Annotated in this window: 19 protein-coding genes; 9 read left to right on the top strand and 10 right to left on the bottom strand. The window is 73.9% G+C overall.

Annotated features, from left to right (window positions below; all coding sequences use genetic code 11):
- Positions 1–15: 15 nt before the first annotated feature.
- From QSK10_RS26745 to QSK10_RS26735, 3 genes are read right to left on the bottom strand one after another with little or no spacing between them, the layout of a single operon-like run.
- On the bottom strand, positions 16–333 hold the full coding sequence (locus QSK10_RS26745) for a hypothetical protein (RefSeq protein WP_285665866.1): 318 nt from the start codon (positions 331–333) through the stop codon (positions 16–18).
- A 1-nt stretch (position 334) separates the two neighbouring features.
- Positions 335–1,450, bottom strand: a complete 1,116-nt coding sequence (locus tag QSK10_RS26740) for a hypothetical protein (protein ID WP_285665865.1) — start codon at positions 1,448–1,450, stop codon at positions 335–337.
- Between the two features lie 39 nt (positions 1,451–1,489).
- Positions 1,490–3,781, bottom strand: a complete 2,292-nt coding sequence (locus tag QSK10_RS26735) for a helicase-associated domain-containing protein (protein ID WP_285665864.1) — start codon at positions 3,779–3,781, stop codon at positions 1,490–1,492.
- A 99-nt stretch (positions 3,782–3,880) separates the two neighbouring features.
- Between QSK10_RS26735 and QSK10_RS26730 the strand changes: the two genes are divergently transcribed.
- Positions 3,881–4,669, top strand: coding sequence for a DUF2785 domain-containing protein (locus tag QSK10_RS26730; RefSeq protein ID WP_285665863.1), 789 nt, complete (start codon positions 3,881–3,883; stop codon positions 4,667–4,669).
- A 48-nt stretch (positions 4,670–4,717) separates the two neighbouring features.
- On the top strand, positions 4,718–4,921 hold the full coding sequence (locus tag QSK10_RS26725; protein WP_285665862.1) for a hypothetical protein: 204 nt from the start codon (positions 4,718–4,720) through the stop codon (positions 4,919–4,921).
- Positions 4,922–4,962: 41 nt separating this feature from the next.
- Here the strand turns inward: QSK10_RS26725 and QSK10_RS26720 are convergent, their stop codons facing one another.
- The 3 genes from QSK10_RS26720 to QSK10_RS26710 all read right to left on the bottom strand — a co-directional run bounded on the left by QSK10_RS26720 (position 4,963) and on the right by QSK10_RS26710 (position 8,806).
- Positions 4,963–6,132 carry a hypothetical protein gene (locus QSK10_RS26720; RefSeq protein ID WP_285665861.1) on the bottom strand — a complete coding sequence of 390 codons (1,170 nt, stop codon included), beginning with the start codon at positions 6,130–6,132 and terminating at the stop codon, positions 4,963–4,965.
- Between the two features lie 5 nt (positions 6,133–6,137).
- Positions 6,138–7,214, bottom strand: coding sequence for a VanZ family protein (locus QSK10_RS26715; protein ID WP_285665860.1), 1,077 nt, complete (start codon positions 7,212–7,214; stop codon positions 6,138–6,140).
- An 83-nt stretch (positions 7,215–7,297) separates the two neighbouring features.
- Complete coding sequence (locus QSK10_RS26710; protein WP_285665859.1) at positions 7,298–8,806, bottom strand: carboxylesterase/lipase family protein; 1,509 nt, start codon at positions 8,804–8,806, stop codon at positions 7,298–7,300.
- A gap of 114 nt (positions 8,807–8,920) precedes the next feature.
- Between QSK10_RS26710 and QSK10_RS26705 the strand changes: the two genes are divergently transcribed.
- Positions 8,921–9,496, top strand: coding sequence for a TetR/AcrR family transcriptional regulator (locus tag QSK10_RS26705; RefSeq protein ID WP_285665858.1), 576 nt, complete (start codon positions 8,921–8,923; stop codon positions 9,494–9,496).
- 94 nt (positions 9,497–9,590) lie between these two features.
- On the opposite strand, the gene QSK10_RS26700 is transcribed toward QSK10_RS26705, so the two are convergent.
- A complete protein-coding gene (locus tag QSK10_RS26700) occupies positions 9,591–10,490 on the bottom strand; it encodes a zinc-binding dehydrogenase (RefSeq protein WP_285665855.1) in 900 nt (299 codons plus the stop codon).
- Positions 10,491–10,587: 97 nt separating this feature from the next.
- On the opposite strand from QSK10_RS26700, the gene QSK10_RS26695 reads away from it, so the two are divergent.
- A complete protein-coding gene (locus QSK10_RS26695; protein ID WP_285665854.1) occupies positions 10,588–11,187 on the top strand; it encodes a TetR family transcriptional regulator in 600 nt (199 codons plus the stop codon).
- A 73-nt stretch (positions 11,188–11,260) separates the two neighbouring features.
- A complete protein-coding gene (locus QSK10_RS26690) occupies positions 11,261–11,815 on the top strand; it encodes a CAP domain-containing protein (protein ID WP_285665853.1) in 555 nt (184 codons plus the stop codon).
- Positions 11,816–11,851: 36 nt separating this feature from the next.
- On the opposite strand, the gene QSK10_RS26685 is transcribed toward QSK10_RS26690, so the two are convergent.
- Complete coding sequence (locus QSK10_RS26685; RefSeq protein ID WP_285665852.1) at positions 11,852–12,397, bottom strand: TetR/AcrR family transcriptional regulator; 546 nt, start codon at positions 12,395–12,397, stop codon at positions 11,852–11,854.
- An 86-nt stretch (positions 12,398–12,483) separates the two neighbouring features.
- Between QSK10_RS26685 and QSK10_RS26680 the strand changes: the two genes are divergently transcribed.
- Positions 12,484–13,575 (top strand): FAD-dependent monooxygenase, encoded by a 1,092-nt coding sequence (locus QSK10_RS26680; protein ID WP_285665851.1) that lies wholly within the window; start codon positions 12,484–12,486, stop codon positions 13,573–13,575.
- A 164-nt stretch (positions 13,576–13,739) separates the two neighbouring features.
- Here the strand turns inward: QSK10_RS26680 and QSK10_RS26675 are convergent, their stop codons facing one another.
- Entirely contained in the window at positions 13,740–14,675 is a 936-nt protein-coding gene (locus QSK10_RS26675) for an aldo/keto reductase (protein WP_285665850.1), read from the bottom strand.
- Between the two features lie 69 nt (positions 14,676–14,744).
- Entirely contained in the window at positions 14,745–15,137 is a 393-nt protein-coding gene (locus QSK10_RS26670) for a winged helix-turn-helix transcriptional regulator (RefSeq protein ID WP_285665849.1), read from the bottom strand.
- A 69-nt stretch (positions 15,138–15,206) separates the two neighbouring features.
- Between QSK10_RS26670 and QSK10_RS26665 the strand changes: the two genes are divergently transcribed.
- From QSK10_RS26665 to QSK10_RS26655, 3 genes are all read left to right on the top strand, one after another.
- Complete coding sequence (locus QSK10_RS26665) at positions 15,207–15,701, top strand: luciferase domain-containing protein (protein ID WP_285665848.1); 495 nt, start codon at positions 15,207–15,209, stop codon at positions 15,699–15,701.
- 18 nt (positions 15,702–15,719) lie between these two features.
- A complete protein-coding gene (locus QSK10_RS26660; RefSeq protein WP_285665847.1) occupies positions 15,720–18,071 on the top strand; it encodes a helix-turn-helix domain-containing protein in 2,352 nt (783 codons plus the stop codon).
- A 69-nt stretch (positions 18,072–18,140) separates the two neighbouring features.
- Positions 18,141–19,919 carry a S8 family serine peptidase gene (locus QSK10_RS26655; protein WP_285665846.1) on the top strand — a complete coding sequence of 593 codons (1,779 nt, stop codon included), beginning with the start codon at positions 18,141–18,143 and terminating at the stop codon, positions 19,917–19,919.
- The last annotated feature ends 3 nt before the right edge of the window (positions 19,920–19,922 follow it).

Raw genomic sequence — 19,922 nt, 5'->3', positions numbered from 1 at the left:
AACCTGAAGGCGCTCTCAGGTGGGCCGCTCCCAGCCGGGCCGGAGCGCGATCTCGCCGTGGGCCGAGACCTCGGCGATCATGCGGCGGGCGGTCTCCTCGGCCTCGGCGAGCGGTTCGGGGATCGACGCGATCGCCTCGGTCCCGGCGGCGGCCATCGCGTCGACGGCCGCGCCGTAGGTGGGGCTGTTCATCGCGTCGAACCAGGTCAGGGTGCCCTTGCGCACCTCAAGGGCGACCTCGCGGATCAGCTCGTCGGGATGGTTCTCGATGAGGTCGTCCAGGACGCGTTCGCGCGCGACGCGGACCACGATCGCCTCGGCGGATTCGGTCATGTCACTTCCCGGCCGAGTAGGGGCCCTGCTTGGACGAGTGGAACCAGCCGCCCAGGGTGACGCTGTAGCCGGGGATCTTCAGCTCCGGGGCGTTCACGCCCTGCGGGATCGCGTTGTAGCCCTTGACGGCCCGGTCGATCATGTCGGCCTTGCCCGACATCCGGTCGTAGAGCTTGCGGACCTCGCGCAGCCCGATCTGGGCCTCGGCGGGCAGCTTGCCGACCACGAAGTTGACCTTCTTGGCCGCGCCGGCGATGGGGATCAGCATGTCGATGGCGTCGCGGGCCCAGGCGGAGGTGAAGTCGTAGGCGTTCCAGGCGTCCTCGGCGGCGTCCTTGAAGGCCTTGCCGCTGGCGGTGAAGGACGGCGCGCAGGCGGCGAGCTTGCCGCCCAGGTCCAGCATCTGCTCGCGGCAGTTGGCGGCGGCGTTGCCGTCCCAGACCCGGGGGATCTGGTCGGAGAGCCACTGCATGTCGTGCCCGATGGCCAGCAGGGACTTCCCGTAGCGCTCGAACTCCACCCCCGAGGCCCACAGGGCGTCCCAGTCGCCGATGAAGGGCTTCATGAACAGTTCCACGGGATCGCCGTCGAAGACGGCCTCGCAGAGCTGGCTCACCCAGGCCGACACGCTGAACAGGTCCCCTGTGGACACATTGAACTCGAACTTGTACTTGTCGTTGGCGGCGGGCGCGCCGTCGCGGATGTAGGGGTCCTCGGGCCAGGTGCAGCCGAGGTCGGTGGAGGTCCCGGCGGGCTTGGGGCGGCCGCCGAAGGCCTGCGCGTTGGGCGCGCCGAGGTCGTCGATGAGCGCGTCGAAGCTCGCCCCGGCGTCGGCGTCCTTGCGCTCGTACTTGGCGCGGGCACCGGAGATCAGCTGGGACAGGATGTCGACCACCCGCCCGCTCTGCCGCCCGAAGCTCTCCGCCTGGCCCCACAGGTGCTTGAGGCCGGGATTCATGCTCTCGATGTAGAAGCCGGTCCCGGCGGAGGTGATGCCGGGCAGCGCGTACTTGCGCACGCGCGTGGCGATGTCGTCGGTGAGCCTGGCTAAATGGCCCGTGCGCGCGGCGAGGAGACCCATCCCGCCGAGGTCGACCTTGAACGTCCCGGTGCTCATGCGGTCAGGTTAGGGCCGCCGGCCGCTCTCCCGCTGCCCCTAGGAAGCGCCCGGGTCCTCCATGGTCGCCATCGTGATCCGGTGCAGCGCCACCGTGTGCAGCGTGTCGGTGCGCTGGTCCTCGGCGCGCAGGTAGCCCGCGCCCAGCGACACCGGCAGGAGCCTGCGGGTGACCTGCGCGCCGTGCCCGTCGAGGTAGCCCACCCACACCGGCTGCTTGTCGCGCAGGGCCTGCTGGAGGACCGCCACGGCCGCCGAGGAGTCGCCGACCACCGAGACCGCCGGGCGGCTGCGGGCGTGGGCGTCCTGGCGGCGCAGGCGCTCGATGAGCGCGATCAAGGGGATGCCGTCGACGCGGGGGACGGCGTCGGTGGCGTGCGGGAGGCGGGCGGCGTGCGCGGCGCGGCGGGCGGTGGGGCGGGTCAGCACGGCCGCCCCGGCGGCGTCCTCGGGGACGGGCGCGTAGCCGTACTCGCGCAGGGCGTCCAGGACGTCGGTGATGGGCGCGCGGGTGATCAGCACGGTGGGCGCCAGCCGCCGGAACGCGAAGCGCGCCAGGCGGCGGTCGGCGTAGACCTCGGCGAGCAGCGCGGGGTCCTCGCCGCGCAGGTAGCAGCCGCCGGTGCCGACGCGCAGGCCGCCGTGGCGGCGGGAGGTGTCGTCGATGAGGTAGGTGAGGGCCTGCGGGACGTCGGTGCGCGAGCGGCGGGCGACGAGGGCGTGCAGGTCCTCGGCGGTGTACCCGGCGTCCAGCGCGCGGCGCAGCGCGGCGGGGGTGACGCGGTAGACGGTCGCCGATTCGCGTTCGGCGATGGCCGAGAGCTCGGCGGCCAGGGTCGCCGAGGGCGGTCCGGGGACGACGATGGTGAGGTCGGTCTGCACGACGACCTCGTCGACGGGCGGGGGCAGCAGCTCGTCGAGCTTCTCCACCACCGGGTCGATCTCGGGCGCGCTGATGCCGAGGGGATCGTCGTCGGGTCCGCGCTCCGCCAGCAGCATCCGCCCGTAGGTGGTGAGCGCGCCGCGGGCCAGGACGCCGAGCGCGGCGGCCTCGCGCAGGACCGCGCGGGAGCGGTCGAGGTCGCGGGAGCGCGGGTGGTGCCAGGCGATGAGCGCGAGGACGTCCTCGGTGCCGGGCGCGCTCCCGGCGGGCAGGTCGGCGATGAGCTTGAGGGCCTCGGCGCGGCGGCGCGGGACGATGGTGCGGCTCAGTTCGGGCGCGAGCGCGTTGTAGATCTTGCCCTTGTCGTCCTTGCCGCCGACCAGGGCCGCCTCGCGGGGCATCGCCAGCCAGGCGCGGGCCAGCCGGACCCACCGGTTGGCGAGGGGCTGGGTGCGCCACACGTCGTAGGCGGGCGAGGGCAGCCACTCCTCTTCATGGGCACCGAGGAGCCCGGCGGAGTAGGCGATCTCCAGCAGCAGCGCGGCCTGCTCGGTGGCGGCGGCCATGCCCAGGCGGCGCAGATCGCGCACGCCCATGCCGCCGCCCTTGAGGGCGGGCGCGGGCAGGTCGGCGAGCTCGGTGAGCAGGGCCTCGACGAGGCGGACGGTCTCCAGGACCGCCCCGGCCCCGGCGTTGTCCACGGCCCGGTCGGCGATGACGGGGACCTCGGGCGCGGGCGGCGCGGGGTGCAGCGCGCCGAGGGGCCCGGTGTCGCGGCGCAGGAGGACGCCGATCTCGCGCGGGAGTTCGACGGTGTCGTCGCCGATGAGGGCGAGGAGCTTGTGCCGGACGAGCCAGCGCAGCGGGGTGTCGCCCGCCTCGTCGCGCAGGGATCCGGTGCTGACCGAGCCGATGGGCCCGTCGGCGGCGAGGCGTTCGAGGACGGCGCGCGCGGCGGGGGGCGCGGTGAGGATGGTGCGGCGCAGCGTCGCGGGGTCGGCGACCACGGCGGCGACGTCCTCGCCGAGGTCGAGCGCGGGACGCCCGAGCCCGGCGACGTAGGGCCCGGCGAGGTCGGCGACGGCGGGCGCGATGTGGATGGCGTCGTCGTTGCCCCACACCAGCGCCAGGCCGCGCAGGCGGTCCACAGCGGCCAGCACGTCCTCGGTGCCGGGGGCGAGTTTGAGGAGCGCGTCGAGGTCGGCGGTGCCGTCCGCTCCGGCGACGTAGCGGAGGCCGTCGAGGATCTGCAGCGCGTGGCGGTCGAGCCCGTCGAGGGCACGGGCGACCGAGGCGCGTGCGGCGGCGCGCGCGGCGAGCGCGGTGAAATCGGCGGGCTCGGGTACGGCGAGGTCGGGACGGTCGCGGAGCAGGCCGGCGAGCGCTTCGTCGGACATGCGGCGCAACCGGGTCGCGAGCTGGTCGCCCGGCTGGACGGGTGCGGACATCCCGTCAAAGGTACGCCGGGGCGGAGGGTGACCGGGAGTGACGCGTCCGGGGGCGGTTATTCGCTGTCGGGAGTCACCCGGGCGACCTATGGTGCGGCGGTGACATACGACTACGAGACGATCATGAACGCCGGCTACGCCGTCCCGGATGACCTGCCGGGCGCGGTGGCGGCGATGAGCGCGGACCTGCGCTCGCCCGACCCGGGGCTGCGGGACGGGAAGGCCTACGCGGTCCTGGCGACGTGGATCGGGCGGGGCGTGCTGGACGCGCCCGCGATGGCCGCGCTGGGCGATGAGATGGCGGGCCGCTTCGCTGATCCGGAGATCCAGGCGCGGACCTTCGCGCCGCTGATCCTGGACTGCGTGGTGTCCCAGGGGGTGCTGCGCCCGGAGTGGACGGCGGCTTTCGCCGCGTGGTTCGCCGCCGAGGAGGACCTGCGCGGCAAGGACCCCGAGCTGGGCTGGCTGCACGCGGTGGCGCACGGCGCCGACCTGCTGGGCACGATCGCCGGGCATCCGGAGGGGGATCCGGTGGCGATGCTGGAGCTGGGCGCGGCCCGGCTGGTGGCGCCGACGGAGTTCGTGTGGCGTGACATGGAGGACGAGCGCCTCTCGCTGGCGCTGACGCGCGCGCTGGTGCGCCCGGAGCTCTCCGAGGCGCAGGCCACGGCGTGGCTGGCGCCGGTGGCGGCGTTGTTCGCCGGGCGGGAGCGGATCCGCCCGATGCCGGTGGTGTCGAACGCGATGCGGACCCTGCGGGGCGTCTACGTGACGGTGGACCGGGGGCCGATGGGGGCGGGCGGCGAGGTGCCGCGGGTGCCGCATCGCGCGGTGGTCCTGGACGCGCTGGCGGACACGATGGGCGTGGTCTGGCCGTTCACGGGATGATCGCCACCTTCGCGGTCACCGGCGGCACCCCCGTGGGAGACTGACCCCATGGCGTCCTCTGTCGTGAAGAAGTCCCGCGTCAAGCCGGTCAAGGCCGGGCACCTGGCGGTCACCGAGCTGGCCTCGCCGTTCGCCGCCTCCAGCTCGCCCTTCGGCGACGACGTGCAGTTCCCGCTGCCGGTGGAGTCCCTGAACTGGACCTACTCGCCGCCGGTTCCCACCCGGACCGAGTCCTACGCGGGCGGGCACTAGCCCCTTCGAGCGCATGACGCCGCCGGGTGCGCCCGGCGGCGCTACTTGTGCTCCTTCTCCCACTTGTCGGAGGCCGAGCCGGGGCGTCCGCCGTCCATGTAGACGAGCTTGCCCGAGATGTCGACGCGGTAGGTGCCGTCGAAGTACTCGTCGCGGACGGTGACGTCGATGGCGGGCGGGCCGCTGAAGCGGTCGATGCCGACATAGGGCGTCTCGGCGGGCTCGATGCCGGTGGCGGTGATGGCGGCGGCGACGTACTCGGGGATGCGGGAGACGTCGACCGAGCGCAGGTCGAAGGTATCCCCGGACAGGTCGTCGGACTGGATCAGCGTCGGGCCCTCGCGGGTGGCCTCGCCGTAGCGGAACTGGTAGTCGTCGAGGGTGACCGCGCCCGGCGCGGAGAGACCGGTGACCAGGACGTAGCCGTCGTAGAAGCCGACGTGGGTGACCGTGGAGTGGCCCATCACCGCGATGATCGCCTCGACGGCCTCCCGCTGCCGGTCGTTGCGGGTGAAGTCGTCGCCGTGCTCGGTGAAGACCGCCGCGGCCTCGGTGCGGAACTGGCTCCAGTTGGGGACCAGGGTGATCCCGGCGCCGATGGCGGCCAGGGCGACGTAGGCGACCATGCGCGCGGGCCGGCCGCGTTCCCCCCGCCCGATGATGGGCTTGCGCTGGCCGGGCAGGGGCGTGTCGGGGGCCTTCCAGACCGGCGCGGCGTCCGGCACCGAGCCGTGCGATTCCTCCAGGGTGGCCGCCCAGCTCGCGTCCGGCTGGTCGGCGATGACCAGCTCGGGCCGGTCGAGGGCGTGCCGGGCGACGACCACGACCTGCCCCGGCTGGCGGCGGGCGCGCAGCTCGGAGTTCATCAGCTCGCGGTAGGTGGTGGAGTAGGCCGCCCGTTCGCGCGGCTGGACGACGAGGGTCACCTCGCACAGCGGGACGTCGTTGATGGAGGTGCCGGTGCGGCGGAAGCTCGTGACGCGGGCCAGGGCGCCGCGCCCGTCGGCGAGCGCGGCGGGGATGTCCAGGCGGCTGCTCTGCGGGAGTTTGCGCATCATGGCGGCGATGGGCAGGAGCGAGCCCAGGATGCCGATCACCGGGATGCCCAGGCCGAGGTACCAGCCGAGTTCGTCGACGTCGCCGGTGACCGAGACGAACAGGACGCCGCCGGTCACGAAACCGATCGCGAGGAAGAGCAGCAGCCGCATCATGGCCGCTACGGTAGCGGCCCCGCGCTTGTGATCCGGGCCTCGTTGCGCGTGGCCGTGAGGCGCTCGTAGGGCGCGAGGTGGTCCTTGCGGACGAGCGCGGCCAGCGGCGACCACACCCACGCCACGATGACCGCGGCCAGCAGCAGCCACTGGAGGGTCTCCCCGCCGCCGCCGAGGAAGCCCAGCCACGTCAGCCACAGCGGCGACAGCAGGATCGCGTACCGCAGCAGCAGCGCGCCCGCCCCGGCGCGGCGTCCGCCGGTGCCGACGAGGGTGAGCAGCACCAGGTGCTTGCCCACGGTCGCGCCGGTCAGGGCGGGCACGATCCAGAACCAGAGCAGGCCGACGCCCGCGCCGACGGCCACGAGCAGCCCGTCGGGGACGGCGACGTGTACCAGGACCAGGACGCCCAGGGTCAGCGTCACCGCGATCGCCCAGCCGATGAGGTCGGTGACGTAGGCCAGCGCGCGGCGGGTGAAAGTGACCCGCCCGGCCCAGCGGGCGCGCTCCCCCTGCCGGTCGATGCGCGGCAGGATCCGGATGACGGGACCGGCGATGAGCCAGCCGAGCACGGCCCCGGCGGTGTTGCACATGAGGTCGTCCACATTGAACTGCCGGTAGGGGCAGGGGTAGACGAACCACAGGCCGGTGAGCTGGGTGGTCTCGAAGAACAGCGAGGTCCCCAGCGCGATGAGGGTGGTGGCGGCGAGGCCGCGTTTCCACAGGTAGCGCAGGTAGACGCCGAGAGGGAAGAGGAGGGCGACGTTCAGCAGGGTCGGCCACAGCGCGGCGGTGCCCTGGGCGGCGATGTCGTCGAGGAAGTAGAAGGGCCGCAGCTGGGGGTGGGCGGCGTAGGTGCTGGTGCGGCAGACCTCCTGCGGGTCGGCGGGCAGCGGGATGACCGTCTGCATGAACGCGGCCAGCAGGTAGAAGACGAAGGTGTAGAAGACGACCGTCGTCCAGCCCCCGGCCCGCCCGCGCCCGCGGTAGGCGATCACCGCGGCGGGGATGACGATCGCCAGCGCGACCGTGGGGAACAGCAGCACGGCGGTGCGGACGGGCAGGAGGTAGTGGTCGAACATCGGGCGAGGATAGGACGGCCGGCGTCGATATGTCCCGGGGCACGCCGAGGGCCCGGCGCGAACGCCGGGCCCTCGTGGCTTGACTACAGGCCGCGCCAGAATCCCAGGTGGTGCTCCTGCTCCGGGTCGATCGGGCCCCAGGTGCCCGAGGAGATGGCCTGGACGCGCTCGTGGCCGGTCCGGAACCGCGCCCAGCCCGGGTCGCCCTCGGCGGCGAAGCCGGTCCAGGCGGTGATCATGCGCTCGGCGAGCGCGTCCTGCTTCGGGGTGCGGGCGGCGAAGATCGGCATGTCGAAGAGGTAGGTCAGCTCGGACATGTGCTGCGCGCCGGCGGGGAAGCTCACCGTGGGGGTTCCGGCGTACCAGGGATTGTCGGTCTCGGTGAGCTCGAAGACGTGCAGGCGGGTGTGGCGGGCCAGCAGGCGGGCGGTGTCCATGGTGGGCCGGACCCACTCGTTCGCGGTGCGCCCGGCGGCGAGAGCCCAGTAGGCCGAGCCCTGGTGGGCCGAGAGCGGGTAGGCGGCCTCGACGGCGGCGGCGTCATCGCCGTAGATCTGGTCGAGGGTGGGGCGGTACTGCGACGCGGGGAGCGGTCCGCCGCCGAGTTCCATGCCCGCGTACTGGCCGTTCATCTCGTCGTGGTTGACGCCGAGCAGGACGGGGACGCGGTTGAAGCGGCCGGTGCGGAAGGCCTCGGCGGGCGACAGGGGCAGCAGGGGCGTCCCGGCGATGGGGCGCGGTTCGGCGTACTGGCCGAAGGCGGCCAGCAGCGCGTCGACGGGACGCGAGCGCAGGCAGGCGGCGCGGTCGGCGGCGGTGTCGCAGCCGACGGCTTTGACGACCCCGAGGCCGTAGGCGTCGGCCTCGGCCCGGGTGTCGGTGGCCTCGGGGCCCGCGCAGGGGGCGCTCTCGATGATCGCGCGGTCGAACAGCCCGCGTGAGGCGGGTGAGGCCAGGTGCGAGCAGACCGCGTAGCCGCCGCCGCTCTGGCCCATGATCGTGACGTTTTCGCCGTCGCCGCCGAAGGCGCCGATGTTGGCGCGGACCCAGCGCAGCGCGGCCTGCTGGTCCTCGATGGCCAGCGAACCGGAGTTGTTCAGCGCGGGATCGCTCAGGAAGGACATGACACCGAGGCGGTAGTTGACCGAGACGACCACGGCGTCCTTCGCCAGTCGCGAGGCGCCGTAGTAGTCGCCGGAGCCGACCCGCAGGCTGCCGCCGTGGATCCACACGATCACGGGGGTGTCGCCGTCGGCGTCGGCGGGGGCGGTGACGTTCAGGTAAAGGCAGTCCTCGTTGGTGTTGGGGATCGCGACGGGCAGGCCGCCGGGCTGCGCGCAGGGCGGGGCGGGCTTGGTGGCGTCCCGGACGCCCTTCCAGGACGCGGCGGGCTTCGGCGACTTCCACCGCTCCGGCGGGGCAGCGTAGGGGACGGCGGAGAAGGTGCGCAGGCCGCCGGTCTCGGCGCCGCGGACGTAGCCGTTGGAGGTGCGCACGACGCTCGGGTCGTGGGCCTCGGCGGCGGCGGGGACGAGCCCGATCGCGAGGGCGCCGAGGGCGAGGGCGGCCAGGAGCCGTTTGGGGGTGGGCATCGCGTTCTCCCGGGGTGGTGGGGGTGTGTGGGATGACCATAGACCATCTTTGGGCGATCGCGCAAGACGATCGCCTAAGGCGATCGCATAACACGTTCGTGCTACCCTCCGCGCATGGGAAACCGCGAGGCGCTCATCGAGGGCGCGAAGAGCTGCCTGCTGGACAAGGGCTTCGACCGCACGTCGGTCCGCGACATCGCCACCGCGGCGGGGGTCTCGATGGCCGCCATCGGCTACCACTTCGGCTCGCGGGAGAAGCTGCTCCTGCTGGCGGTCACCGAGATCCTGGACGAGTGGGGCGACATCTCCGGGCGCGCGCTGATCCCCGACGGCGAGGACCTCACCCCCGAGCGGGCCTACGTGCGCATGTGGGAGAAGAACCTCGAACAGGTCCGCGAGCACCCGCGCATGTGGCTGGTCTCGATGGACCTGTTCATGCAGGCCATGCGCAACCCCGAGCTGCGCGAGGGCCTGGCGGCGGCGATGGGCGAGGGCCGCCGGGGCCTGGCCGCGATCCTGCTGGGCCGCGCCGAGGACGAGGTGGCCGAGGGCGACGAGCGCGGGCTGGGCATGGTCCAGATGGCGCTGATGTCGGGCGTGGCGATCCAGGCGCTGTCCCGCCCGGACGCCCCGCCCACCGGCGAGGAGGTCCTGGCGGGACTGCGGGCCCTGGTGAAGCTGACCGGCTAGGGCTCGTCTCGCGAGCCGGTCGCACGCCCCGTACCGGTCGTACGCGGCCGCGAGGGGCACCGGGTTTCCCGAGTGCCGACGCGCGGGGCGGGCCCTAGAGGTCCAGCACGACCTTGCCGATCCGCTCGCCGCGCGCGTGGGCGGCGGCGAACTCCGGCGCGCGCGACCAGTCGGCGCGCGCGTCCACCGTGGACGGCAGCCGCCCGGCGGCGACCTCGTGCGCCAGCCAGGTGAGGTCTGCGGCCAGGTCGTGCTCGCCGAGCAGGAAGAAGCCCTCGATCCGCCGGTCGTAGGCCTCGGGGGTGGCGATCATCGAGCCGTGCTCGAAGTGCGCGGGCGCCCCGGAGGCCGCGCCGAGCACGATCAGCGTGCCGCCGGTGGCCAGCCGCCCGAAGCCCTCCACCAGCCCCGGCCCGCCGACGGTGTCGACGACGCCGTGCACGAAACCGTCCACCTCCAACGGCGAGGACACCGTCTCGTGCGCGCCGAGACCGGCCGAGGGATCGCGGGTCACGGCGATGACGTGCGCGCCCGCGCGCCGGGCCAGCCGCACGGCGTGGCGGCCGACCGCGCCCGTGGCGCCGGTGACCATGACGCGGCGGCCCACCAGCGAACCCATCCGCCGCAGGGCCCGCAGCGCCGAACCGGCCGCGACGGGGACGGTGGCCAGCGCGCCGAAGTCGGCGCCCTCGGGCGCGGCGCCGATCCAGCGGGTCTCGGCCGTCCGCAGCCGCGCCCAGCCGCCGGTCCACTTCAGCGAGGTCACCGGCGTGCCCACGGCGGGGCCGGAGCCGTCGGCGGCGGCCCGCACGACCACACCGGCGGCGTCCCAGCCCAGGACGGTCCCGTCGGGCATGGCGGGCAGGAGGTGGTCGAGCTCGCCGGGGTTCAGCGAGATCGCCCGGACCTCGATGAGCGCCTCGTTGGGGGCGGGCTCGGGCTCGGGGACCTCGGCGAAGGCGAGGGTGGTGCCGTCGACGACGAGTGCGCGCATGGGGGTGCTCCTTCACAAAGTGCCGGTGACTGGCAAAAGCGTGTCACACGCTAACGCGTATGATCAGCGTTCGCCAGTGGGGGGCTAGACTCGGCCCGTGACGACCCTCCGCGAGCGCAAGAAGCAGCGCACCCGACGGCAGCTCGTGGACACCGCCATCGAGCTGTTCACCGCGCACGGCTTCGACGCGGTGACCCTCGACCGCCTGGTGGGGGAGGTCGAGGTCTCCCAGCGCACGTTCTTCCGGATGTTCGCCTCGAAGGAGGACGTCGCCCTCGACCCCGAGCGGCACTTCTGGCGCTCCTTCGCCGCCGCGCTGCGCGAGGCGCCGCTGGACGGGCCGCTGCTGGGCGTCCTGGAGGGCGTCCTGCTGGCCAACATCGCGGCCATGCCGCCGGAGTGGACCGTCCAGTTCCGCGCCAGCCGCCGCCTCGCCGAGGCCACGCCCGCGCTGAACGCCAAGAGCCTGCGCTTCTGCGCCGACGCCACCGCCGAGGTGGTGACGGGCCTGGCCGGGCGCACCGGCGCCGACCCCGGCGGCCTGCCGCTGCGGCTGGCGGTGGACCTCATGCTGGCCGCCTGGAACGCCGCCGTCCACGACTGGCCCGACGAGGACGGCGGACTCCCCCGCCTCGCTCAGGACGTCCGCGCCGCCTTCGCCGCCCTCCCGGCCGCCCTGACGCTCACCGTGACCTGATCATCCCGAATCGCCCCGAATCGCCCGTCCGCCCGGTACGAAGGAGGGAACGGACGCGAGAAGGGAGCGGTACATGAGCGGGTGCGCCCGGACACGGCTGATCGCGATGGCCCTCGCCGCCGGACTGGCGGCCTCGGCGCTGTTCGCCGGCGCGGAACCGGCGCGGGCGGAGGAGACGGTGAGCCAGCGGGACTTCACCGTCCAGGTCATCCAGCGCCACAACACCCACCGCGCCGACCACCACGCCCCGCCGCTGGGCGAGGACCGCTCGCTGTCGGCGCGGGCGCGCGACGCCGCGGCGCGGCTGGCGGCGTCCGGCGAGCTCACCCCGGACGCGGTGCGCGACGCCGCCGGGGACTTCGGGGTCAACCTCGCCTGGACCAACGGCGGCGCCCTCGACGGCGGCGCGGTGGTGGAGGCCTGGTACTCGCAGGCGCCCGCCTACGACTACGACCGGCCCGGCTTCGCCCCCGAGACCGGCGCGTTCACGCAGGTGGTGTGGGCGGCCAGCGGCTCGGCGGGCGCCGGTTACGCGGCCAAGCCCGACGGGGGTTATCTGGCGATCGTGCTCTACGCGCCGCGCGGCAACGTCGAGGGCCAGTTCCCGGACAACGTGCTCAAGCCCTGACCACTGAAGACCCGGCGCTTATCGAAGACCCGGCACTTATTGAAGACCCAGTACCCCGGCGATCATGTCGGCGGTGTCGGCCGGGGCGACCGTCTGACCGCCGACCAGGCGCGTGAACAGGACGCCGTCGATCCACTCCACCAGTAGCGCCGCCCGCCGCTCGGCCTCCGGCACGCCCGCCTCCGCCAGCATCGCCGTCAGCACGGCGACGAAGCCGAGGTGCTGGGCGACCAGGATCTCGCGCAGCTCCGGCCGCCGCGCCGACTCCAGGGTCAGCTCGTAGCGGGCCAGGTGCCGGTTGCGCTCGGTGCTCAGCCAGCGGGTGAGCACGGTGTGCAGGTCGGTGGCCAGATCGCCGCCGCCGGTCACCGCCAGGTCGGCCTGGGTGCGCTCGGCGAGGCGGTCGAGGGCGGCCTTGAGCAGGGCCTCGCGGGTGCGGAAGTGATAGGACGCCGAGCCCTGCGGCAGCCCGGCCCGCTCGTCGACGGCGCGGTGGGTCAGCCCCCGCGCGCCCTTGTCCGCCAGGACCTCGATGGCCGCGTCCGCCAGGACCGCGCGCCGCTCATCGCCCGCCTTCGCCATCGTGACCCACCTCTCATTGTCCCCGCCACCTCTACAGCCGTAGAGTACCACTCGCGAGTCACTACAGATGTAGAGGGAGAAGCGGGATGCGCGCACTGGTGATCGGCGGGGGAATCGGCGGCCTGACGGCGGGCGTCGCCTTGAACAAGGCGGGCATCGAGACGACCGTGCTGGAGCGGACCTCGCGGCTGGAGCCGATCGGCTCGGGCATCAGCCTGTGGCCGAACGCCTTCGCCGCCCTGGACGCCGTCGGCGTCGGCGACGCGGTCCGCGCGGCGGGCACCCCGCAGGTCAACAGCGCGATCCGCGACCACCACGGCAAGGTCCTCATCCCCGACGCCAACCACCACGGCGACCTCTACGTCCTGCACCGCGCGCTGCTGTCCGAGGCGCTGGAGGCGGCCCTCCCGGCGGGCGCGCTGCGGCTGAACAGCGAGGTCGGCGCCGTGCGGGCGAACCGGGACGGCGTCGAGGTCGACACCGCGCACGGCACCGAGCGCGCCGACGTCCTCATCGCCGCCGACGGCATCTGGAGCCGGGTGCGCACCGCGCTGTGGGACGCGCCCGCGCCGGTCTACTCGGGCGCCTCGGCCTGGCGGATGATCTCCGACCTGCCGGACCTGCCGATCAGCGGCGAGAGCTGGGGCGACAAGGCCCGGTTCGGGTACACGCGCCTGCCCGGCGGCAAGGTCTACGCCTTCGCCGACCTGGCCGTGCCCGCCGGCGGCCACGAGAACGACCTGGCACAGCGGTACGCGGGCTGGCACGCGCCGATCGGGGAGATCCTGGCCGCCGCCGATCCCGCGTCGCTGATCCGGCACGACATCCACCACCTGCCGCCGCTGGCCTCGTTCGTGGACGGCACCGGCCGGGTGGCGCTGCTGGGCGACGCCGCGCACGCGATGACGCCCGACCTGGGGCAGGGCGCCGGGCAGGCGATGGAGGACGCGGTCACCCTCGCGGCGTGCCTGCGCCGGGACGGCGTGGCGGGGCTGTGGAGCTACGACGACGCGCGGCGGGCGCGCGTTCAGGGCGTGGCGGCCGACTCGCTGCGGCTGTGCCGGCTGTTCACCGCGCTGCCGGGCTGGGCGGCACGGCTGGCCCTGCGCAGCGCGCCGAAGTCGTCGATGGAGAAGCGCATGGGGGCGCTGCTGGGCTGGCGGGCGCCGGTCCTGTGAGGACCGCCGGTGCGCTCGGTGAAGGGGACCTCGCCGGCACCCGGGAATGAGTCACCGCGACATACGCCGGTCCACTGGGACCGGTTCGGGAATCCCGGATGCCGGCCGGGTTCCCACGGCCCCGTGCCCCTCACCTCGGTGAGGGGCACGGGGCCGCCACGCGGTCAGGCCGAGGCGGCGTCCAGCTTGGCGACGTCCTCGTCGGTGAGCTTGAGGTCGGCCAGGGCCACCAGCGCGGGCAGCTGCCCGACGGTGCGGGCCGAGGCGATCGGCGCGGCCACCGTCGGCTTGGCCGCCAGCCAGGCCAGCGCGACCGTGGCGAGTTCGGCTCCGTGGCCCTCGGCGACCTCGTCGAGGGCCTTGAGCACGGCCAGGCCGCGCGGGGTGTCCAGGTGCTTGCCCGCGCCACCGGCGCGGGCGCTGTCCACCGTGGTCCCGGGGCGGTACTTGCCGGTCAGGAAGCCCGAGGCCAGGCCGTAGTAGGGAATGGCGGACAGGCCGCGGGCGGCGGCGATGTCGGCGATCGGTCCCTCGTAGGTGTCGCGGGAGACCAGGTTGTAGTGCGGCTGGACGGCCACGTAGGACGCCAGGCCCTCGCGTGCCGAGGTGTCCAGGGATTCCGTCAGCCGCTCCGGGCTCATGTTGGAGGCGGCGATGTGGCGGACCTTGCCCGCCTTGACCAGGACGTCGTAGGCGCCGAGGGTCTCGGCGACGGGCGTCTCGGGCTTGTCGAAGTGGGTGTAGTAGAGGTCGATGCGGTCGGTCCGCAGGCGGCGGAGGGAGTCCTCGGCCGCGGCGGCGATGTTGGCCGCGCCCAGGCCCTGCCGCAGGGGGTGGTTGGAGACCTTGGTGGCGATGACGAGGTCGTCGCGGTTGCCGCGCGCCTCCATCCACTCGCCGATGATGGTCTCCGACTCGCCGCCGGAGTTGCCCTCCACCCACGAGGAGTAGACGTCGGCGGTGTCGATGAAGTTGCCCCCGGCCGCCACGTAGGCGTCCAGGATGGCGAAGGAGGTCTCCTTGTCGGCCGTCCAGCCGAACACGTTGCCGCCGAGCGACAGGGGGAAGACGTCGAGCTCAGAGGTGCCGATGCGCGCCACGGTATGCCTTTCCAGCAGGGATCGGTCCTTACACGGGTGGGCAACTCTAACCGTCCGCCCGTCATTCCCTCAGGGGGTGGTGGCGTCGAAGGCGGCGCGGCTGGCGGCGACGTACGGGCGGTTCGCCTCGGCCCAGCGGATCAGCGAGGCGACCTCGCCGGCGAGGGTCTCGCCGACCTCGGTGAGCGCGTAGTCCACGCGCGGCGGGGTGGTCGGGATGACGGTGCGGGTGATGAGGCCGTCGCGTTCCAGGCCGCGCAGGGTCACCGTGAGCATCCGCTGGGAGATGCCGTCCACGACCCGCCGCAGCTCGGAGTAACGCAGCGGCCCGCCGCCGAGCCGGGCCATGATCAGCACGCTCCACTTGTCGCCGATGCGGTCCAGGACGTCGCGGACTTCGCAGTCCTGCGGCCCACGCACACCGGTGTGCGTTTGGGCGGTCAATGTGCCGTCTTGTGTCATGCGGACAGTCTCCTCCAGACTCGAAACGGCTGCAACGCACCATGAGTACGTTGGTATGGAGGAGAAACCATGGAGCTCATCGACATCCTCGCGCGCGCCGGGGACCGCCCGAAGACCACCGGCGCCATGATCCCGCACGACCAGCTCGACCAGTTCTCCCCGCCGGACATCCGGCAGGGTCTGGTCGACTACGCCACCGCCCTGCCCGGCGTGTTCACCGGCCCCAGCCAGGTCTCCGAGCCCGGCTCCCTGGCCCTGCGGCTGCGCGAGCCGAAAGGACCCGCCGACGCCTTCCTCATGCCCGGCCTCGACGAGTTCGGCCACGTCCACCGCACCGGCTTCATGCACCTGATGCTCGACCCGCAGATCATCAACTTCCTGACCCGCCTGGGCTGGATCGAGGCGCACCCGATCACCGCCCGCGATGACTTCTTCGACAACATCGTCATGCTCTACGCCCCGCGCGACGCCGAGGAGCTGGAGATCGCCCGGACCCTGCTGCGCATGTCGTGGGAACGCGCCTCGGGCGTGGTGCGGCACCCGGGGCGTGCGCGGCGCCCCTGAACTGCATAGCCTCACCCCATGGCCGCGTTACCACACATCCACCGCGAGGGTCTCCTCGCCGCGCTGCGGGAGGCCGCCGCCTCGCCGCCCTGGACGGTGTTCCTGGCCGGTGAGGCCGGGACCGGCAAGACCGCGCTGCTGGCCGACTGGCTCGGCGACGTCCCGCGCGTGGCGTGCGCGGCGGGCGTCCCCACCACGCTGCCCCTCCACGATCCCCTCGTCGTCGAGGACGCCCAGTGGCTCGACGCCCGGGCCGCCGCCCGGCTGCGCGCGATCATCGCCGCCCGCAGGGTGGGCGTGGTGGTCACCTACCGGCCCGAGGAGCTGCCCGTGGCGGGACTCCCGCTGCGACGGCCCGTCGCGTGGGGCGCGGCGCACGTGACCGTCGGGCCCGTCGAGCCGCCCGGCGCGCACGCCAAGACCGTCGCCGACTGCGGCGGGGTCGCCGGGGTGCTCGCCGAGGTCCTGGCCACCGGCGCGTCGCCGACGCTGGACGCGCTGGTCGCCGGGCGCATGGCCGCGCTCAAGGGCCACGCGCTCGCCCTCGCCCGGGCGGCGGCGGTCCTGCGGGAACCCGCCGCGCCCGCCGTCCTGGCGGCCGTGGCCGGGCCGGTGGACCTCGCGCGCGCCGCCGAGCGGGCGTCCGCGCTGCTCACCGCGCACGGCACCGCCCTCGGCCACCGCTTCCCGCTGGCCGCCGAGGCCGCCTACCGGCTCGTGCCGGTCCCGGTGCGCGACGCCATGCACCGCCGCGCCCTGGCCGTCCTCACCGACCCGGCGGCCCTGGCCCGGCACGCCCGCGCGATCGGGGACCCCGCGTGGGCCGGGCACGCCGAGACCGCCGCCGCGCGCGCCTTCGCAGACGGCCGCACCCCCGAGGCGATCGCGCTGCTCCACGACGCCCTCACCGAGCCGCTGCCGGAGGAGGTCCGCGAGCGCATGGTCACCCTCCTCGGCGACAACGCGGGCGCCTCCCTGCACTCCGACACCACCCTCGCGCTGCTGCGCGAGGCCCTCGCCCACGCCACCCGGCCCGAGGCGCGCGCGGTCCTGCACATCGACCTGGGCGCGGCCCTGTTCAACCACCTCGGGCGCATCGAGGAGGCCCGCGCCCACGTGCGCGCCGCCGTCGCCGAGCACGACGGGCCGACGAGCACCGCCTCGCGGGCGCTGTCGCTGCTGGGTTTCGCCTACTTCCCCGGCACCTCCCTGGACGACGACCGGAAGCACCTCGCGCGCGGCCTGGCCCGCGCGAAGGCCTCCGGCGACCCGATCGCGTGGGCGGCGGCGATGAGCAACCACGCCACCATGCTCATGGCCACCGGCGCGCCGGGCGCGCCCGAGGCCCTGGCGTCCATACCCACCGGCAGCGCGCGCGAACGGCGGCTGATCGCCCGCGGGCACTGCAACCTCGCCGACGGCGCGGTCTGGCTGGGCCGCTACGCCGACGCCGCCGGGCACCTCGCCGAGGGCGCGCGGCTGGCCGCCAGCACCGGCGCGCCCTTCGACGCCAACTCCGCCGAGGGCACCTCCCTGCGGCTGGACTGGGCGCTCGGGCGCTGGGACGGGCTGACCGCCCGCGCGACGGCCTTCGCGCACGCGGCGGCCGGGATGCGTCCCGTCGCCGGTGAGGCCCACCTCGTCCTGGGCCTGCTCGCCCTGGCCCGCGGCGACTTCGACGCATCGGCCGCCCGCCTCAAGGACGCCGCCCTCGGCTGGGCCGACGACGCGGCGGTACCGGTCGCCGCCGCCACCGCCGGAGCCGGGCTGCGGCTCCTCGCCGCACGCGGCGAAGACCCCTCCCGCCTGGCGAAAGAGGCCGTGGACCGCCTGCGCGCCAAGGGCAACTGGGTGTGGGGAGCCGAACTGCTGCCCTTCTCCCCCGTCGACGCCACCGGCGCCTTCGCCGCCGGCATCGCCCACGCCGACGCGCCCCTCGCCCACGCCGCCCTCGCCTGGTGCCGGGGCGAACTCGACGAGGCCCGCCGCCGCTACCTGGACCTGCCCCGCCCCTACGAGGCCGCGCTGGTCGCCGAGGCCGCCGGGGACCACGCCACCGCCGAGGCCGAGTTCACCGCGCTGGGCGCGGTCTGGGACGCCGCCCGCTGCCGCAAGACACTCCGCGCGGCCGGGCACGTGCCGCGCGGCGGGCGTCCCGGATACGGCGACCGGCTCTCCCCCAGGGAGCGGGAAGTCGCCGAACTGGCCGCCGCCGGGCGCACCAACCGGGAGATCGCCGCCGCCCTCTACCTGTCCCCCAGGACCGTCGAGCAGCACGTGGCCTCGGCGGTCCGCAAGCTGCGGACCACCCGCGCCGCGCTCACCGCGACGGGTTTTCCCCGTACCCCTACGGATGGCCCACCGGATTGATCACGCCCCGGGGCGACGGGATCGTGATCTCGGCCCACACCCCTATGGGCCCAGATTGGATCCGGCATCATGAACTTAAGGCGAAGCTTCCTCGCCCTGGCCGTCGGCACGGCCGCAGCCCTGTCCGCGCTCGCCCTGGCCGCCCCGGCGCAGGCCGAGGGCACCATCCTCGACACCGGCGGCGAGACCGTCCCGGGCCGCTACATCGTGGCCCTGAACGACTCGCTCACCGGCTCGATCTCGTCGGCGAGAGACGGCCTGATCGCCGAGTACGGCGGCACCCTCGGCATCACCTACAGCTCCGTCCTGCACGGCTACTCGGTGGGCATGGACGCCACGGCCGCGCGGCGGCTGGCCGCCGACCCGGCCGTCAAGTACGTCACCCCCGTCCACATCGGGCACCTGCTCGACACGCAGCAGAACCCGCCGAGCTGGGGCCTGGACCGCATCGACCAGCAGGACCTCCCGCTGTCGTCGTCCTACACCTACGCCAACGCCGGTGAGGGCGTCACCGCCTACCTCGTCGACACCGGCGTGAAGATGTCCCACGCCGACTTCGAGGGCCGGGTCACCGCCGGCTACGACTTCGTCGACAACGACGCCGACCCGCAGGACGGTCACGGGCACGGCACCCACACCGCCGGCACGGTCCTCGGCAAGACCTACGGCGTGGCCAAGAAGGCCAAGGGCGTCGCCCTGCGCGTCCTGAACAACAGCGGCAGCGGCACCTCCGAGCAGACCCTGGGCGCCTTCGACTGGGTGGTCAAGAACAAGAAGCTCCCGGCGGTGCTGAACTTCTCGGTCGGCTTCGCCGGTGGCGACACCGCCGTCGACGACGCCGCGCGCAAGGTCACCGAGGCGGGCGTGGTCTTCGGTGCCGCGGCGGGCAACGACAACAAGGACGCCTGCACCTCCACCCCCGGCCGCGTCTCGCAGCTGATCACCGTCGGCGCGACCACCAAGACCGACAGCCGCGCGCTGCCCAATGACTGGAACGGCGTCAACGGCTCCAACTACGGCACCTGCCTGGACATCTTCGCCCCCGGCACCGGCATCGTGTCGGCCTACACGTCGAGCACCTCGACGTCGATGAACGGCACCTCGATGGCCACCCCCCACGTCGTGGGCGCCGCCGCGCTGTACCTGTCGGCGAACCCCTCGGCGACGCCGTCGCAGGTCCGCGACGCGCTGGTGAACAACGCCGTGGCGAAGGTGACCAACCTCGGTTCGGGCTCCCCGAACAAGCTGCTCTACGTGGGCTTCATCGGCGGCGGCACCCCGCCCACCGACGACTTCTCCATCGCGCTCGACCCGTCCTCGGCCTCGGTCGCGCCCGGGCAGAGCGCGAGCACCACCGTCAAGACCACGCTCACCACGGGCGCGGCCCAGACGATCCGGCTGACCGCGTCCGGCCTCCCGCAGGGCGCCCAGGCGTCCTTCGACCCGGCCTCGGTGAGCACCGGTGGGTCCTCGGCCCTGTCGATCACCACGACCACGGGCACTCCGGCGGGGACCTACACGGTGACCGTCACCGGCGACGGCGACAAGGCCGACCACACGGCCTCGTTCTCGCTGACCGTCACCGGCTCGGGCGGCAACACACCGCCCACCGCGTCGTTCACCGCGCAGTGCTTCGCGGGCGTCGGCGTGTGCTTCTTCAACGGCACGGGTTCGTCGGACGCCGATGGGCGCGTCGTGTCGTACTCGTGGGCCTTCGGCGACGGCACCACGGGCACCGGCGCCCAGCCGACGCACTGGTACAACGCGCACGGCACGTTCCGGGTGACCCTCACGGTCACCGACGACAAGGGAGCCACGGGGACGGTCACCAAGACCGTCACCGCGTAGGAC

This window comes from Actinorhabdospora filicis (genome assembly GCF_030269765.1).
Classification (GTDB): Bacteria; Actinomycetota; Actinomycetes; order Mycobacteriales; family Micromonosporaceae; genus Actinorhabdospora; species Actinorhabdospora filicis.
Note: the sequence above shows the minus strand (reverse complement) of the source record. Positions and strands in the feature narration are given on the sequence as shown.